Source organism: Plantactinospora sp. WMMB782, from assembly GCF_049179135.1.
GTDB lineage: Bacteria > Actinomycetota > Actinomycetes > Mycobacteriales > Micromonosporaceae > Plantactinospora.
In genome coordinates this window covers 3,815,771-3,831,324 of the sequence record NZ_JBMHMC010000007.1, presented here as the reverse complement: position 1 = coordinate 3,831,324, position 15,554 = coordinate 3,815,771, and the positions used below count along the sequence as shown (strand labels likewise).

The 15,554-nt window shown below is 71.5% G+C and carries 12 protein-coding genes and 1 tRNA gene; 5 read left to right on the top strand and 8 right to left on the bottom strand.

Annotated elements, in window-relative coordinates; translation table 11 throughout:
- Window positions 1-212: 212 nt before the first annotated feature.
- Window positions 213-1,550, top strand: coding sequence for an ABC transporter substrate-binding protein (locus ACN28A_RS19580; RefSeq protein ID WP_421396960.1), 1,338 nt, complete (start codon window positions 213-215; stop codon window positions 1,548-1,550).
- A 100-nt stretch (window positions 1,551-1,650) separates the two neighbouring features.
- On the opposite strand, the gene ACN28A_RS19575 is transcribed toward ACN28A_RS19580, so the two are convergent.
- The 6 genes from ACN28A_RS19575 to ACN28A_RS19550 form a co-directional block, all read right to left on the bottom strand.
- Complete coding sequence (locus ACN28A_RS19575) at window positions 1,651-1,902, bottom strand: hypothetical protein (RefSeq protein WP_421396959.1); 252 nt, start codon at window positions 1,900-1,902, stop codon at window positions 1,651-1,653.
- Window positions 1,903-2,032: 130 nt separating this feature from the next.
- Entirely contained in the window at window positions 2,033-2,527 is a 495-nt protein-coding gene (locus ACN28A_RS19570) for a DUF1772 domain-containing protein (RefSeq protein WP_421396958.1), read from the bottom strand.
- Window positions 2,528-2,571: 44 nt separating this feature from the next.
- The gene (gene metG / locus ACN28A_RS19565; RefSeq protein ID WP_421396957.1) at window positions 2,572-4,128 is read right to left on the bottom strand and encodes a methionine--tRNA ligase; all 1,557 of its coding nucleotides are present in this window, start codon (window positions 4,126-4,128) and stop codon (window positions 2,572-2,574) included.
- A gap of 109 nt (window positions 4,129-4,237) precedes the next feature.
- Window positions 4,238-4,314 (bottom strand) — tRNA-Met (locus ACN28A_RS19560).
- A gap of 105 nt (window positions 4,315-4,419) precedes the next feature.
- Complete coding sequence (locus tag ACN28A_RS19555; RefSeq protein ID WP_421396956.1) at window positions 4,420-7,449, bottom strand: UPF0182 family protein; 3,030 nt, start codon at window positions 7,447-7,449, stop codon at window positions 4,420-4,422.
- Between the two features lie 100 nt (window positions 7,450-7,549).
- On the bottom strand, window positions 7,550-8,566 hold the full coding sequence (locus tag ACN28A_RS19550; RefSeq protein ID WP_421396955.1) for a PDZ domain-containing protein: 1,017 nt from the start codon (window positions 8,564-8,566) through the stop codon (window positions 7,550-7,552).
- 183 nt (window positions 8,567-8,749) lie between these two features.
- Here ACN28A_RS19550 and ACN28A_RS19545 point away from each other — a divergent pair, with 183 nt between their 5' ends.
- Window positions 8,750-10,057 (top strand): zinc-dependent metalloprotease, encoded by a 1,308-nt coding sequence (locus tag ACN28A_RS19545; protein ID WP_421404509.1) that lies wholly within the window; start codon window positions 8,750-8,752, stop codon window positions 10,055-10,057.
- Between the two features lie 203 nt (window positions 10,058-10,260).
- On the opposite strand, the gene ACN28A_RS19540 is transcribed toward ACN28A_RS19545, so the two are convergent.
- Both ACN28A_RS19540 and ACN28A_RS19535 read right to left on the bottom strand, forming a co-directional pair.
- Window positions 10,261-10,857: a hypothetical protein gene (locus tag ACN28A_RS19540; protein ID WP_421396954.1), complete on the bottom strand. Its 597-nt coding sequence runs from the start codon at window positions 10,855-10,857 to the stop codon at window positions 10,261-10,263.
- Window positions 10,858-10,988: 131 nt separating this feature from the next.
- On the bottom strand, window positions 10,989-11,519 hold the full coding sequence (locus tag ACN28A_RS19535) for a M48 family metallopeptidase (RefSeq protein WP_278058552.1): 531 nt from the start codon (window positions 11,517-11,519) through the stop codon (window positions 10,989-10,991).
- Window positions 11,520-12,055: 536 nt separating this feature from the next.
- Here ACN28A_RS19535 and ACN28A_RS19530 point away from each other — a divergent pair.
- The 3 genes from ACN28A_RS19530 (at window position 12,056) to ACN28A_RS19520 (ending at window position 15,174) form a co-directional block, all read left to right on the top strand.
- Window positions 12,056-12,223, top strand: a complete 168-nt coding sequence (locus ACN28A_RS19530) for a DUF5679 domain-containing protein (RefSeq protein WP_165436864.1) — start codon at window positions 12,056-12,058, stop codon at window positions 12,221-12,223.
- Window positions 12,224-12,446: 223 nt separating this feature from the next.
- Entirely contained in the window at window positions 12,447-13,616 is a 1,170-nt protein-coding gene (locus ACN28A_RS19525; protein ID WP_421396953.1) for a PqqD family protein, read from the top strand.
- 169 nt (window positions 13,617-13,785) lie between these two features.
- Window positions 13,786-15,174: an ABC1 kinase family protein gene (locus ACN28A_RS19520; RefSeq protein ID WP_421396952.1), complete on the top strand. Its 1,389-nt coding sequence runs from the start codon at window positions 13,786-13,788 to the stop codon at window positions 15,172-15,174.
- Window positions 15,175-15,554: the final 380 nt, after the last annotated feature.

Sequence of the window (15,554 nt, the reverse complement as noted above, 5' to 3'; positions counted from 1 at the left end):
CGCGCCGGGTCGGACAGCCGGGCCGGACAGCCGGGCCGTTCCGGGTGGCGGTTGGGCGGATCTTGCCCGTACGGGCGTTGACACCCGCCGAGGTCGACTGTGTAAATGATCCGGTTGCCGCCACAGCTGACCCGCTGTCGTCAGGAGTTGTCGTGCCCCTTCCCTCCCCCTCCCCCGTGGCCAACGACCCCCCCGGGCCGACCGGCGCCCACGTGTCCGACAGAGTCCCCGTCCCGGGCGGACGTTCCACTGCGGGCGGACCTGCCGGCCGCCGGCTGCGCCGTCGGCTGGGTGCCGCGCTGCTCGTGGTCGTCACCGCGCTCGCCGCCGGCTGCACCGGCGAGGAAGCCGCGCCCAGGGACAAGAGCGTGAAGATCTCCGTCTTCTGGTGGGGCGGCGAACGGCGGGCCGAGCTGACCAAGCAGGCGCTGGACATCTACACCAAGCGCTACCCGCACGTCACGTTCAAGTTCACCCACCAGGGCAACGCCGGCTACTTCGACCGGCTCTCCATCGAGGCCGCCGCCGGCAACGCCCCGGACATCTTCCAGATCGACGACAACTACCTCACCGAGTACGCCCAGCGGGAGATCCTGCTGGACCTGACCGACTATGTCCGGACCGACGTACTGGACCTGCGGAAGCTGCCGGCCGGGCTGGCCCAGTCCAGCCAGGTCACCGGCCGTACGGTCGCCGCCGCGGCGGCGGAGAACACCCCCGGCCTGATCTACAACAAGAGTCTGCTCGACCGGCTCGACATGCCGGCGCCGACGATCGGAATGTCCTACCAGGAATACCTGGCCTGGGCCGAGCAGGTCTCCGAGCGCAGCGACGGCGAGGTCTTCGGCACCATGGACCCGTCGGCCGACTACAAGGCACTCTGGCTCTGGCTGCGGTCGCAGGACAAGGAGCTGTACCGGGGCCGCCAGGTCGGCTTCACCGAGAACGACCTGACCCGCTGGTTCGAGCTGTGGGCCGGGGCCCGGCAGCGTGGTGCCGCCCCGCCGGCCTCGGTCACCCAGCCCGCGAACAGCGGTGACGTGACGAAGCAGCTGGTGACCAGCGGCCGGGCCGCGACCTCGTTCGTGTGGTCGAACCAGCTGCCCGAGTTGCAGAAGCTCACCAAGGACAAGCTCGGGGTGGTGAGCTATCCCGGCGACCCGGCCGCGCACTGGGCCCGGGCCTCGCTCTACTGGGCCGCCTACCGGGGGACCCGGCACCCGGACACCGTCGTGCACGTCATCGACTTCCTGGTCAACGACACCGTCGCCGGCGAGATCCTCGGCACCGAGCGTGGGCTGAGCGCCAACCTGGACGTACGGCGGGCCGTGGAGGCGTCGCTGACCGACGAGAGCATGAAGCAATCGGTCGCCTTCGAGACCACCATGACGGAGAAGTTCGGGTCGGCGCCGGTGCCGCCGCCGAAGGGGCACGCCACGATCAAACAACTGCTGATCCGGGTGGCCGAGGACGTCCAGTTCGGCCGGTCCTCGCCACGGGCGGCGGCGGCGTCCTTCATCAACCAGGCGAACGCCGCGCTCACCAGCTGAGCGGGGTTCCCGTCCGCCGTCCGGTGGACGGCGGACGGGACCTCTCGGCGACGGCACGCCCGAGGGGTGCGTGCCGGACCGGGCAGGCCGACCGGGTCGGTCAGCCCTTTCCGCCCCGCCCACGGTTGCGCATCACCAGGACCAGGACGGCGACGATCCCGCCGACCACGATCAGACAGCAGACCAGGCCCCATATCCCGAAGCTGCCCCGACCCCGGCGCCCCGGGGCGGCTTCCAGGAGCAGCTCGCCGGGTCCGCTGGACGCCCAGGCCACGGCCGGTACGAACACTGTCAACGCCGCCGTACCGAGCACTGCGGTCAGGCGGACCCACCAGTTGCGGAAAATCTCCATGCCTACATCCTCGGGGCTGCCGGCAAGTCCCGCCGGCAACCCGGCCGCTCGGCGGGGCGGAACCCCGCACCGCCGGTCCGTCGCGCCGCGCCGGCCGCCGCCGGGGTCAGCCCTGCCCTCCGGCGCCGGGTCAGCCCTGCCGGCCGTAGCTGACCAGTGCGACGAGCAGGCAGCCGAACGCCGTGCCGGTCAGGACGACCCGGAGCAGGTTCCACGCCCGCCACCGCGCCTCGCCGAAGTCCCGGCGTACCCGGGCGAGGTCGGCGATCCCGTCCGGGTCACCGGCCGCCTTCAGCGTGTCGTTCGCGGGTACGTTCACCGCCAGGGTGATCACGAGCACCGCCAGGTACAGCAGGAACGCGGCGGCGATCCACGGCAACCCGCCGTCGGTGCCCGCCCGCAGGTGCAGGACGGCGGAGGCTCCGGTGAGGATCGGCGCACCGAAGAAGCACGACATGAACCACGGGTTGATGATCGCCCGGTCGACCGCCTGGAACGCACCCACGAAGGTACGGTCGTCGGTGCGGCCCAGGCCCGGCATGATCGTGTGTGCGTACAGCACGAAGACGCCGGCCACCAGTCCGGTGGTCATCGCGGCGCCCCCCAGGACGATTCCGGTAAACACCTGTCCGCCTCCCCGTCGCTCCCGCCGGCATCCGCTGTGCCAGGCTACGTCGCCAGACGTGGGAAGAGCGCCGGCGGCTTGCTGACGGTCGTCCCCGCGACGCCGTCCAGCCAGGCCGCCGCCGGGGGCACGGGTGCCGGGGACGAGCCGACCGCCGCCAGGATCGCCGCACCCGGGCCGGGCAGGAACGGCGAGACGAGCGTCCCGAGCTGCCGAACGGCTGCCACCAGGTGGTGCAGTGTGGTGTCCAGCGCGTCCGAGGCGGCGGCGTCGCCCGCGTCGGCGGCCTTCGCCAGCTTCCACGGCGCGCGTTCGTCCACATAGGCGTTGGTACGCCGGACGAGGTCCCAGACGCGGGTCAACGCCTGCTTGTGGTCGTAGCCGGCCATCGCTTCGAGCGATCCCGCCGCGCTGTCGCGCACCTGCCGCGCCAGCGACGCCTCGGGCGCACCCGCCTCGCCGGCCGCCGGCACGACGCCGTCGCGATAGCGCAGCGTCATGCTCGTCGCCCGGCTGAGCAGGTTGCCGAGGCCGTTCGCGAGATCGGTGTTGTAGCGGGCGACCAGGCGCTCCTCGGAGAAGTCCCCGTCGCCGAACGGGGAGAAGTCCGCGAGCAGGAAGTACCGTACGGCGTCGACGCCGTACCGCTCGATCAGCTCTGCCGGGTCGACGGCGTTGCCGAGGCTCTTGCTCAGCTTCTGGCCGCTCGCGGTGATGTAGCCGTGCACCACGACCTCGGTCGGGGTCGGCAGGCCGGCGGAGATCAGCATCGCGGGCCAGTAGATGGCGTGGAAGCGCAGCACCCCCTTGCCGACGACGTGGACCCGGCGGGCGGCGTCCGCCCAGTACCGCCGGTAGTCGTCCCCGCCCCGCGCCCACCCGAGCGCGTTCGTGTAGTTGGTGAGCGCGTCGATCCAGACGTACATCACCTGCGAGGGGTCGTCCGGCACCCTGATGCCCCAACCGCGGGCCCGGTCCATCGAACGCGAGACGCTGATGTCGGCCAGCCCCGCCCGGATGAAGCTGGTCACCTCGTTCGACCGGGTCTGCGGCACCACCCGGATCTCGCCCGTCTCGATGGCTTTGCGCAGGGGCTCGGCATACCGGGACAGCCGGAAGAAGTAGTTGGTCTCACTTACCGGTTCGGGCTCGACGAGATGCTCCGGGCACTTTCCGTCGACCAGTTCGGCCGGGGTGTAGAACTGCTCGCAGCCGACGCAGTACAGGCCCTCGTACTTCCGGGAGTAGATGTCGCCGGCCGCGCTCATCCGTTCCCAGATGCGCTGGGCGCCGTCGAGGTGGTCGGCGTCCACCGAGGTCCGGATGAACCGCCGGTACCCGATGTCGAGCCCGTCCAGCAGTTGGACGAAATGGTCGACGTTCCGGTCCACCAGTTCGCGCGGCGACAGACCCGCACGTTCGGCGGCGAGCACGTTCTTCAGCGAGTTCTCGTCGGAGCCGGTGAGGAGGTAGACGTCGACTCCCAGGGAGGCCATGTGCCGCGCGTAGGCGTCGGTCTGCACGTACTCCAAGGCGTGTCCGAGGTGCGGGCGCGCGTTGACGTACGGGATGGTGGCGGAAATGAAGGCCGTCTCTACCACGATTTCCCCCGGCATTCTACACGTCTGGGTGTTCCGGACATTCGGCAACCAGAGTCTGCCAGAGATACGAAAACGGCCCGTCAGATTTTCTCTGACGGGCCGTTCTCTGTGGTAGCGGGGACAGGATTTGAACCTGCGACCTCTGGGTTATGAGCCCAGCGAGCTACCGAGCTGCTCCACCCCGCGTCGGCTCGTTAACACTAGCGCACTCCACCCACGCCCCGCAAAACGGGGGGTGGGCCACCCGGCGGTGGTTGTCGCAGCACCGCCGGGTAGCCACGAAACCCCTGCTCAGCCGCTCGGCAGGGCCGGTGACGGAGTGGGCGTACCGCCGCCGGCCACCGGTGAGCCGGTCGGGGCGGCGGACCCGCCCGGAGCCGGTGCCCCGCCAGCGGCCCGCTGGGCGTTCTGGAACTCCGTCATCGCGTCGTCGAGCGCCTTGAGCGCCCGGCCGTACCGCTCGAAGTCGCCAGAGGTCTGGGCGGCCTTCACCTCGGCGATCGCCGCCTGCACCTTGCTGGCGGCGGCGGCCAGCTCCGGTGTGAGCTGCGGATCGCCCGTCGGCGGTGCCGTCGGGGTGGGTGTCGGGTTCGGGGACCCGTCGGTGTTCGGCGGAGGCGTCGTCGGCGTGGTCGGCGCCGCCTTCTTGCCCTGCTCCACCAACTGTTTGATGCCCTCTTCGAGGCTGTTCGCCAGGACGACGTACTGGCCGCCGTCGCCGTACGAGATGAGCACCCGTTGCAGCAGGGGATAGGCGTTCGTCTGGTTGCTCTTCACGTAGACCGGTTCGACGTAGAGCATGCCGTTGCCGAAGGGCAGCGAGAGCAGGTTGCCGTACTGCACCTGTGCCTGGTTGGAGGAGAGCAGGTTCAGCTCCTGCCGGATGTTCGCGTTGTTCGTCATCTTCTGGTGCACCTGGACGGGTCCGGAGACCGCCGTCTGGTCGGGCAGTTCCAGCACCTCCAACCGGGGCTGGCCGTTCAGGTACGACCCGCTGATCAGCGCGGCGAGGTTCTGCCGGCCGGCCGGGGTGACCGCCGAGGTGAGCTGGAAGCGTGGTCCCTCCTGCCCGGGGAACTCGGTGTAGAGGTAGTACGGCGGCTGCTTCTCACCCGAGTCCGGCGCGTCCGGGACGTTCGGCACCTCCCAGAAGTCCTGCCCGGAGAAGAACTCGGACGGGTCGGTGACGTGGAACTTCGCCAGCAGGTTGCGCTGCACCTTGAACAGGTCGGCCGGGTAGCGGAAGTGTGCCGCCAGGTCGGCCGGGATCTCCGACTTCGGCTTCACCAGGTCGCCGCCGAACGCCTTGTTCCAGGCTTTCAGCACCGGGTCGGTCTCGTCGAACTGGTAGAGCGTGACCGTGCCGTCGTACGCGTCGACTGTCGCCTTCACCGAGTTGCGGATGTAGTTGATGTTCTCCCGGGCCAGCTCGAACGTGCCCAGCCCGGTCAGCTCGTCGGCGGTCTCCTCCTGGAGGTTCACCTGTTCGGCGTACGGGTAGGTGGCCGCCGTGGTGTAGCCGTCGACGATCCACTGGATCCGCCCGCCGACCACCGCCGGGTACGGGTCGCCGTCCAGGGTCAGGAAGGGCGCGACCTTCTCCACCCGGTCCCGGGGGTTACGCACGTAGAGCAGCTTGGAGGCGTCGTTGATCGCGCCGGAGAGGACGAAGTTCGGCTCCTGCTCCTTGATCGAGTAGAGCAGCCGGCGGCCAAAGGAGCCGATCTCGACGCCACCGGAGCCGGTGTAGGTGTAGTACTGCTCACCACCGTCCCGGCTGGTCGGCCGGTCGAACTCGACCGGGTTCTTCCCCTCGGTCTGCCCGACGATCGCGTAGTCGCTGCCGTCCATCTGCTCCCCGAAGTAGATCCGCGGCTGGGTGGCCGGGATCGTCTCGGTCGACGACGAGCACGCCTCCTCGGTGCGCTCGCCGAGGAAGCCGGAGACGAAGTACGGCTGGCCCCCGCAGACCACCTGGTTGGCGGGGGCGCCGACCAGGCCGTAGCCGTGGGTGAAGACGGTGTGCCGGTTGATCCAGTTGCTCTGCTGGTCGGTCAGCTCCAGGTAGTTGATCTCCCGCATGCCGACGACGTAGTCCTGGGTCTCGCCGTTGACCTGGTAGCGGTCGATGTCGAGCTTCGGGCCGAAGTCGTAGAAGCCACGCACCTGCTGGAGCTGGGTGTACGTCTCCGAGACGAGCTGCGGGTCCAGCAGCCGGATGTTCGGCACCACCGAGGTGTCGGTGGCCAGCGACTCCGGCGGGCGCAGGTTCTCGGCGCCGTACGGTGCCGAGACCGTGCCGGCGAGCCCGAAGGCGTCCCGGGTGGCGATGATGCTGCGCTCGATGTATGCGGCTTCCTTGTCCTTGACGCTCGGCTTGACCTCGAAGGTCTGCACCGCCCACGGGTAGATGCCGCCGATCGCCACCGCCGAGATGCCGAGCAGGGCGAGCGAGATGCCCGGCCAGACCAGGTTCCGGATCACGGCGTTGGAGAAGACGATGATCGCGATCGCCACCACCACCGAGATGTACGCCAGGATCTCCTTGGCCGGCAGCAGCGCGTTGATGTCGGCGTAGCCGGCGCCGTACAGGTCGACGCCCTCGTTGAACTCCAGCAGCATCGCCCGCCGGTCGAGCACGTACGCCAGCGCCTTGAGCAGCACGAAAACCGCGACGAGCGTGGTCAGGTGGGCCCGGGCGGCGTTCGTCATCCGGTCGCCGATGCCCTGTAGCCGCACCCCGCCGAAGACGTAGTGCATCGCCAGCGAGCCGATCACGGCCAGCACCACGGCGGTGAAGCCGACCCCGAGCAGATAGCGCAGGAACGGGAACTGGAAAACGTAGAACCCGATATCGATCTTGAATTCCGGGTCCTCGATGCCGAAGGTCTGCGCGTTGCGGAAGAGCATCCACTGGCCCCAGCGGGTCTGCGCGGAGAGACCGGCGAAGAGCCCGACGACCACCCCGATCGCGACCAGCCAGGTGCCGATCCTCGGCGCCAGCACCGAACGGTACCGCTCCAGGGTCACCTGCTCCGGTGAGTTCGGCCGGAGCAGCGGCCGCAGCCGGTAGGCCAGCCACATGTTGCCGGCGACAAGAAGCGCCATGCCGAGGCCGACCGCCACGAAGAGCAGGATCCGGGTGACCAGCACCCCGCTGAAGACCCGGGTGTAGTCGACCTCGTCGAACCAGAGCCAGTCGGTCCACGCCTGGACCCCCCAGCCCAGCAGGGTGAGGAGCAGGAACACCCCTAGGAGTACGCCGACCGTGACGCGACCGCGTCGACTCATTCTTGGCAGGGGGCTGCTACGCATGACCACTGTTGGCTCCGCACCTTCGGCAATGACCGGCTCTGATCAGAGCACCTAGAGTACGGGGTGTTCCTGAGTGGGACCGGTCCCCCTGCGAGCCTTCATCGGTTCAGCACTTTGCCGGCGTGCCTCCGGCCCGGATCGCGTCCAGCGCGGTCAGCGCCTCGTCGAGGGTTCCGACCCGGGCCATCGGCAACCCCGGCTGGGCGTTGCGGACGGCCTCCTCGCAATTGTCGGCCGGTACGAGAAAGTACTTCGCGCCCGCATTCTTCGCGCCGACCAGTTTCTGCGGAATGCCGCCGATCGGCCCGACCTGTCCCAGATCGTCGATGGTGCCGGTGCCGGCGATGATCTTCCCGCCGGTCAGGTCCTCGCTGCGGACCTTGTCGACGATGCCCAGTGCGAACATCAGCCCGGCGCTCGGCCCGCCGATGTCGCCGAGGTCGATCTTCAGCTCGAACGGGTGCGGCTGCCGCTGCTCGATCTCGACCCCGATGCGTGGCGGGTCGTTGCCGGCGGCGGCGCTGACGATCGTCGCGTCGGCCGGCGTGCCGTCCCGGGTGTAACCGATCTTCAACTCCGAGCCGGCCGGACGCGCCCGGATCGCCCCGGTGAGGCTGGCCGCCACCTCCACCGGCTTGTCGTCGACCGAGGTGATCACGTCACCGACCTTCAGGACGCCCTCCGAGGGGCCGCCCGCGGCGACGGTCTTGACCACCACCTGCACCGGATAGCCGAGTTCGCGCAGCGCCGCGGTCTCGGCACTGGTCTGCGAGGCGGCGAAGTCCTCCGCGTTGCGCTCCTCGACCTGCTGCTGCGTCTGCCCCGGTGGATAGATCAGCTCGTACGGCACCACCGCCTCGTCCGAGGAGATCCAGCCGGCGATCGCGGAGAGCAGCTTGACGTCGGGCTGCACGCCGACCGTGGTCAGCCGGAGCTGCCCGGCCGACGTCGAGGTCTCCCGGCCGGAAACCTGGATCACCTCTTTGTCGTCCTGCCGGCCCAGCGTGTCCACCGTCGGCCCGGGACCGAGCACGACGTACGGGATGGGTGCGGCGAGCACGCCGATGCTGAGCAGGGCGGTGAGCAGCGCGCCGAGCAGGACCGTGACACCGCGACGTCTCATGGCCGCCAAGCCTACCCAGCCGGCACCCCCGGGCCGGCCCGTGAACCCCGGGTTCGCCCTCGGCGTGACACCTGGGCGGGCGGTACGCCCCCCGGCGCGCGTACCGTGGACGCCGTGCCTGATATCCCGTTCGGCTTCGCACTGCCGGGTGGCCAGCCGCCCGACCCCAACGACCCGCAGCAGATGCAGCAGTTCATGGCGCAGCTGCAGCAGCTGCTCGCCGCGCCGGGCAGCGGCCCGGTCAACTGGGACCTGGCCCGCCAGGTCGCGGCCAGCCAGCTCTCCTCGGCCGGCGACCCGGCCGTGACGCCTTACGAGCGCAACGCCGTGGAGGAGGCGCTCCGGCTGGCCGACCTCTGGCTCGACCCGACCTCGGCACACCCCTCCGGGATCCGCACCTCGGTCGCCTGGAACCGGAACGAGTGGATCTACCGGACGCTCGACGTCTGGAAGAAGCTGTGTGACCCGGTCGCCGGCCGGATGGTGGCGGCGATGGGCGACCTGGTGCCGCCGGAGGCCCGCGCGCAGCTCGGCCCGATGCAGTCGATGCTCACCACGCTGGGCGGCGCGCTCTTCGGCGGCCAGCTCGGGCAGGCCCTCGGCTCGCTCGCCGCCGAGGTGCTCTCGGCCGGCGACATCGGCCTGCCGCTCGGCCCGGCCGGCACCGCCGCGCTGCTGCCGGCGAACATCCGGGCGTACGGCGAGGGCCTCGAACTCCCCGAGGACGAGGTACGCCTCTACGTCGCGCTGCGCGAGGCCGCCCACCAGCGCCTCTTCCAGCACGTACCGTGGCTGCGCGGGCACGTACTGACCACCGTCGAGATGTACGCCACCGGCATCACGGTGAACCGGGAGGCGATCGAGGAGGCGATGGGCCAGCTCGACCCGATGAACCCGGAGTCGATGCAGGCCCTCTCGGTGGAGGGCATCTTCACCCCGGAGGACACCCCGGCGCAGAAGGCGTCGCTGGCCCGGCTGGAGACCACGCTGGCCCTGGTCGAGGGCTGGGTCTGCCACGTCGTCGACACCGCCGCCGCCGAGCGGCTGCCGAACGTGAACCGGCTCGCCGAGGCGTTCCGGCGGCGCCGGGCCGCCGGTGGTCCGGCCGAGCAGACCTTCGCCGCGCTGGTCGGGTTGGAGTTGCGCCCCCGCCGGTTGCGCGAGGCCGCCGCGCTCTGGGCGGCGCTCACCGAGCACCGCGGCATCGCCGGCCGGGACGCCCTGTGGGGACATCCCGACCTGCTCCCCGGGGAGGACGACTTCGCCGACCCGGACGCGTTCGCCCGGTCCCAGCTCGACCTCGGCGACCTGGACGACTTCGACTTCGGCCCCGCCGCGGCCGAGGAGGGTTCCGGTGCGCCCGGCCCCGCCGAGCCCCGGGCCGAAACCGACACCGACCGGTCCCGGGACGGCAACGACGGCGACGAGGCGGCCGACCACCCACGCGACGGCGACGACGGCGACGAGACCGGCACGGGCACCGAGCGCTGACCCGCGAGGGTAACGACGGCGGCGAGGCGGCCGGCGACGCACGGGACGGCGGCGAGGCGGCCGGCGACGCACGGGACGGCGGCGGCAAGGCGACCGGCCATGCACGGGACGGCTACGGCGGCGGCGAGACCCCGGCGGGAGCCGGGGACGCGCCGGGCAGGGGCGGCCGGTGTCGACTCCCCGGGCCGGCGGTCAGCCGGCGGTCAGCCGCCGAGCAGCATCCGGGTGGCGTCCCAGCCCTCCACGGCCGGGTCGAGCGTCGACAGGTCGGCCGGGGTGCGCAGCCGGCGCCAGCCCGGGGCGACCGCGACCTCGGCGGGGTGTGGCGCGGCGGCGCGGACCAGGCCGGGGTCGGCGGTGTCCAGGTCGAGTTCCGGCAGCCAGTCCGGCGCGGGTAGCCGGGTGGCCAGGCCGAGCAGCCCGGGACCGGGATTCGCCGGGGCGACCGCGACGGTCCGACTGGTCAGCGGGCGGAGCAGCTTGCCGAGGATCAGACCGGGTACGTCGGGCGCGTCGGCGACGAGCACGGCCGCCTGGTCGTACCCGTCCCGGGTCGCGGCGTCCAGCGCGGCGCCGACGCGGCGGGCCGGCAGGTCGTACACCGGCATGCCGGGCCAGGCGACCGCGTCGGCCAGCGGGCGGTCGGGCGCGGTCACGGCGATCGCGGGCTCCACCTCGGCCAGCGTGGCGACCAGGTCGACCACGTCCTCGGTGAGGGCGGACCGCCACCGGGCCGGGTCGGTTTCCGACGGCGCCCAGGCCACGGGTCCGGGCAGCACCACGATCACACGGCGGGTCACCGGGCGACCCTACCGCCCGGAGCGCGCCGCACCCGGTGCACCGGACCGCACCCTGCTCCGCTCGGGCCGGTCCGATGACCGTGGCCCTGATGACGGTGGCCCTGATGACGGTGGCCCTGATGACCGTGGCCTCAGTCGGCCAGGACGACTCCGGCGGTCGCCGCGACGCCCTCCAGGTAGCCCCGGGCCCGCTCCGTCTTCGGATAGCGCCCGACGAGTTCCCAGAACCGCGCATTGTGGCTCGGCACGACGAGGTGGGCCAGTTCGTGCAGTAGCACGTAGTCGATCACCCAGTCGGGCATCTCCTGGATGCGGTGCGAGATCCGGATGGTCCGGTCGGCCGGGGTGCAGGAGCCCCAGCGGCCGTTCTGGTTCGTCACCCACCGGACGCTGGCCGGCACCGCCGCCCGGCCGTGCTCGCTGAGATAGCGGTCGATCAGCCGCCTGGACCGGAGCAGCAGCTCCTCGTCGGAACGGCCGAGCCGCTCCTCCCGGGCCGCCAGCCGGGCGAGCATCCGGTCGACCCACTCGGTCTCCTCGGCGCGGGAGAACTGGTCCGGGATCAGGACCACGACCCGCTCGCCGTCCCGGTACGCGGACACCGTCCGGCGCCGACGCTGACTGCGCCGTACCTCGACGACCGGCTTCCGCAACCCCGCCATTAGCGGCTCGCGCAGCCCCGGGTTTCGTTCACGATGGAAAAGTAATGCGTACTGGCCAGGTCACCCAAGAGTCAACCTATGGAAGGCCGCCGGAAAAATACCGGTTAGCGCCGTACCGTCCGGAAAAAATTCATTGCGGTGATCGTCTGCGTACCCATGATCGCCCGGTCCCGGGCGCCGACGGCGTACGGTCGGCCCGCCGGAGGCAACGGTAAACGATCATCTGCCGAGCCCGCCAGCCGCCCCGCGCCGAGCCGGCAACAGGCCCCTGATCAGCGATCTGACGGGGTTCATCCGGCGTGTCCCTGCGAAACTGACTTATCCGACCTATTGCGGCATGCACACTCTGGGCGTCGACTTCCTCACAGTGTCGACAGATCGCTGACATGGAACTGCCCAGATCTGGGTAGGGTCCGCGAACCGGCGGTCACATCGGTGATCGCGGAGAAATCCCAGCGCTGGCGCCTACGTGGCCGCCCGCCGCCGGGCGCACGTCGGGCTCGCGAGAGTCCGGCGGATGAGACGAGGAGGGCACCGTGGCCGAGAAGGCCCAGACCTACAACGGGTACTGCGTGAAGTGCAAGGAAAAGCGTGACTTCGAGGGCAACGTCGAGGTTTCCAAGACGGGCATGAACATGGCCAAGGGCAAGTGCCCGGTCTGCGGCACGACCGTCAACCGGATCCTCGGCAAGGCGAAGGTCTGATCGCCGGGAAGCACGCGCGACTGCGGGAAGGGGTGGCCGAGCGCCACCCCTTCCGCTGTTCTGTCGCGCTACCGACACCCGCTGTGATGTCCGCGCGACGACAGAAGTTACCCATCAGTTGTGGATAACACCCGAGAACCTGTGGATAAGGCAGTGCACAGCGTCCAGCCGTTGTGGACAACCGTCATCGGTCCGCACCCCGGCGGTGACAGCGTGTGGCGCCATGACCAGAACCGTGCTGCCCCGCCCCACCCTGCTGCCCGGCCTCGCCCGACTCTGGCGTGACCGGCACACCCTGCAACTCGGCCTCGACCCCCGCCGCGCGGTCCTGCTGGAGGTCGCCAACCCGGCCGCCGCCCGGCTGCTCGACCTGCTCGACGGCAGCCGCAGCGAGCGGGCCGTCCTCGACCACGCCGGCACGATGGCCGTCTCCCGGGACGACGCCCGTACCCTGATCGACACCCTGCACGCCGCCGGCCTGGTCGTCGCCGGGCACACCCTGCTCCCCACCGACCTGCCCGAACCGGCCCGGCAGCGGCTCGGCGCCGAGGCGGCGGCACTCGCCCTGCACGGGCGGGACTCGCCCGGCACCCCCGCCCAACTCCTCCGGCGGCGAGCCGCCGCCCGGGTGGTGGTGACCGGCCAGGGCCGGCTCGCCGCCCCGGTGTCGGTGACCCTGGCCCAGGCCGGCGTCGGCCAGGTGCACCCGGACCTGCGTGGCCGGGTCGGGCCGGCGGACACCACCGGCAGCGGGTTGCCGGCCACCGACGTACGCCGGCCGAGCGCCGCCGCCGTCGCCGACGCGATCGCCCGGTCCGCACCCGGCACCGTCACCCGGCCCGTCCGACGGGGCCGCGCCGACCTGGTGGTCCAGGTCGGGGTCGACCGACCCGTCGAACTGCTCGCCGCCGGCTACGCCCAGCACCGGCAGGCGCACCTGCTGCTGACCATGCGCGACGGCGTACCGGTGGTCGGCCCGCTGGTCCGGGTCGCCGGATCGCCGTGTCTCAACTGCGTCGACCTGCACCGCCGGGACCGCGACCCGGGGTGGCCCGGCCTGGCCGCCCAGCTGGCCGCCGGCGACGGGCAGGAACCGTGCCTCACCTCGACCCTGCTGGCGGCGGTCGGTTACGCGGTCGGCGAGGTGCTCACCTTCCTCGACGGCGGTACGCCGGAGACAGTCGGCGGAGCGGTCGAGGTCACCGGCCACGGCCGGCTACGCAGGCGCAGCTGGCCACCCCACCCGGCCTGTGACTGCACCGCCCGACGGCGCCGTACCGCGGCCCGCCGTACGCCACCTCCGTCGCGGACCCCACCCGGAACCGCGGCGGAGGGCCCGGCCCCGGATGACCGTCCCGCCCAAACCGACCCGGAGCCACCGGACGGAACGTAGCCGCACGAACCGGACCACCGCGACGTGCCGCCCAGTAGGGTACGGCGGGAACGGCCGGGCGGATCGCTCCTGGCGATTTCGGCCGGGCCGGGCCGACGGCGGCGAGGACGTGGCCGGAGCCACCCGCCGACGGCGGACCGGATCCCGTCGAGTCGGTAACAATGATCTGGTGACCGACATCCCGCGCCGGGCCGTCTCCCGGACCGCCAAGCTCGCCGCCCTGCCGCTCGGCTTCGCTGGCCGGACCGTCCTCGGGGTGGGCAAGCGGGTCACCGGCCTCGCCTCCGAGGTGATCTCCAACGAGATCCAGCAGCGCACCGCCGAGCAGCTGTTCAGCGTGCTGGGCCAGCTCAAGGGCGGGGCGATGAAGTTCGGCCAGGCCCTGTCGGTGTTCGAGGCGGCCCTGCCCGAGGAGGTGGCCGCACCCTACCGGCAGGCGTTGACCAAGCTCCAGGAGGCGGCGCCGCCCCTGCCGGCGGCCAGCGTGCACAAGGTGCTCGCCGAGCAGCTCGGTCCGGACTGGCGGTCGTTGTTCGTGGAGTTCGACGACAAGCCGGCCGCCGCCGCCAGCATCGGGCAGGTGCACCGGGCGATCTGGAAGGTCGAGGGCGCCCCGCCGGTACGCCGTCGCGGCACGAAGGCGGTGGCCAAGACGGGTACGCCCGCGATCCCGGCCGGCCGACCGGTGGCGGTCAAGGTGCAGTACCCGGGTGCCGGGCCGGCGCTGCTCTCCGACCTGAAGCAACTGTCCCGACTCGGTGGCATGTTCCGGGCGATCCAGCCCGGCCTGGACATCAAACCGCTGCTCAGCGAATTGCGGGAGCGGATCAGCGAGGAACTGGACTACGAGCTGGAGGCGGAGTCGCAGCGGGCCTTCGCCGCCGCCTACGCCGACGACCCGGAGATCTTCGTGCCCGGCGTGGTCGCGGCGGCGCCCCGGGTGCTGGTCACCGACTGGGTCGAGGGCACCCCGCTCTCGGCAATCATCGAGTCCGGCTCCGAGGCCGAACGGGACCAGGCCGGCCGGCTGATGGCCACCCTGCACTTCTCCGCGCCGATGCGCGCCGGACTGCTGCACGCCGACCCGCACCCCGGCAACTTCCGGCTGCTGCCGGACGGGCGGCTCGGCGTGATCGACTTCGGCGCGGTGGCCCGGCTGCCCGGCGGGCACCCGGAGCCGATCGGCCGGCTGGTCCGGCTGGCCCTGGCCGGGGACGCCGACGCGGTCGTCGCCGGGCTCCGCGAGGAGGGCTTCATCCGGCTCGACTCGCCGATCGACGCCCAGGCCGTACTCGACTTCCTGATGCCGATCCTGCAACCGCTCTCGGTCGAGGAGTTCCGGTTCACCCGGGCCTGGCTGCGGGTCGAGGCGGCCCGGCTCGGCAACCCGCGCTCCCCGGCGTACCAGTTGTCGCGGCAGCTCAACCTGCCGCCGTCGTACCTGCTGATCCACCGGGTGACCCTGGGTTCGATCGGGGTGCTGTGCCAGTTGGAGGCGAAGGCGCCCTATCGGGGCATCGTGGAGCGCTGGCTGCCCGGATTCGCCCCGGTGACCTGAGACCTGACCGGGGCGGACGGGCGCTACCGCGCCGGGTCACTCAGGACGACAACACGACTGCCGGCGACAGCACGGGTCCGGACGACAGCACGACTGCGGCGACAGCACGACTGCGGCGACAGCACGGCTGCGGGCGACAGCACGACGCAACGGCGCCGGGCCGGCCGGCGGCGGGTTCACCCCACCACCGACCGGCCCGGCTGGTCGTTTTCAGATTCGGTTGGCTACCGGCGGCCCAGGCCGACGGTTCACAGGCTGCCCAGCTCGCGGGCGGCCCGGCGGCGGGCCTCCAGCGCGATGGTGCGGGCGGATCGGGTTGCCTCAGTGCTCGTGGTGCTGCGACCGGCCTGAGGCAGTCGCATTCGCGCCCGTGACAACGC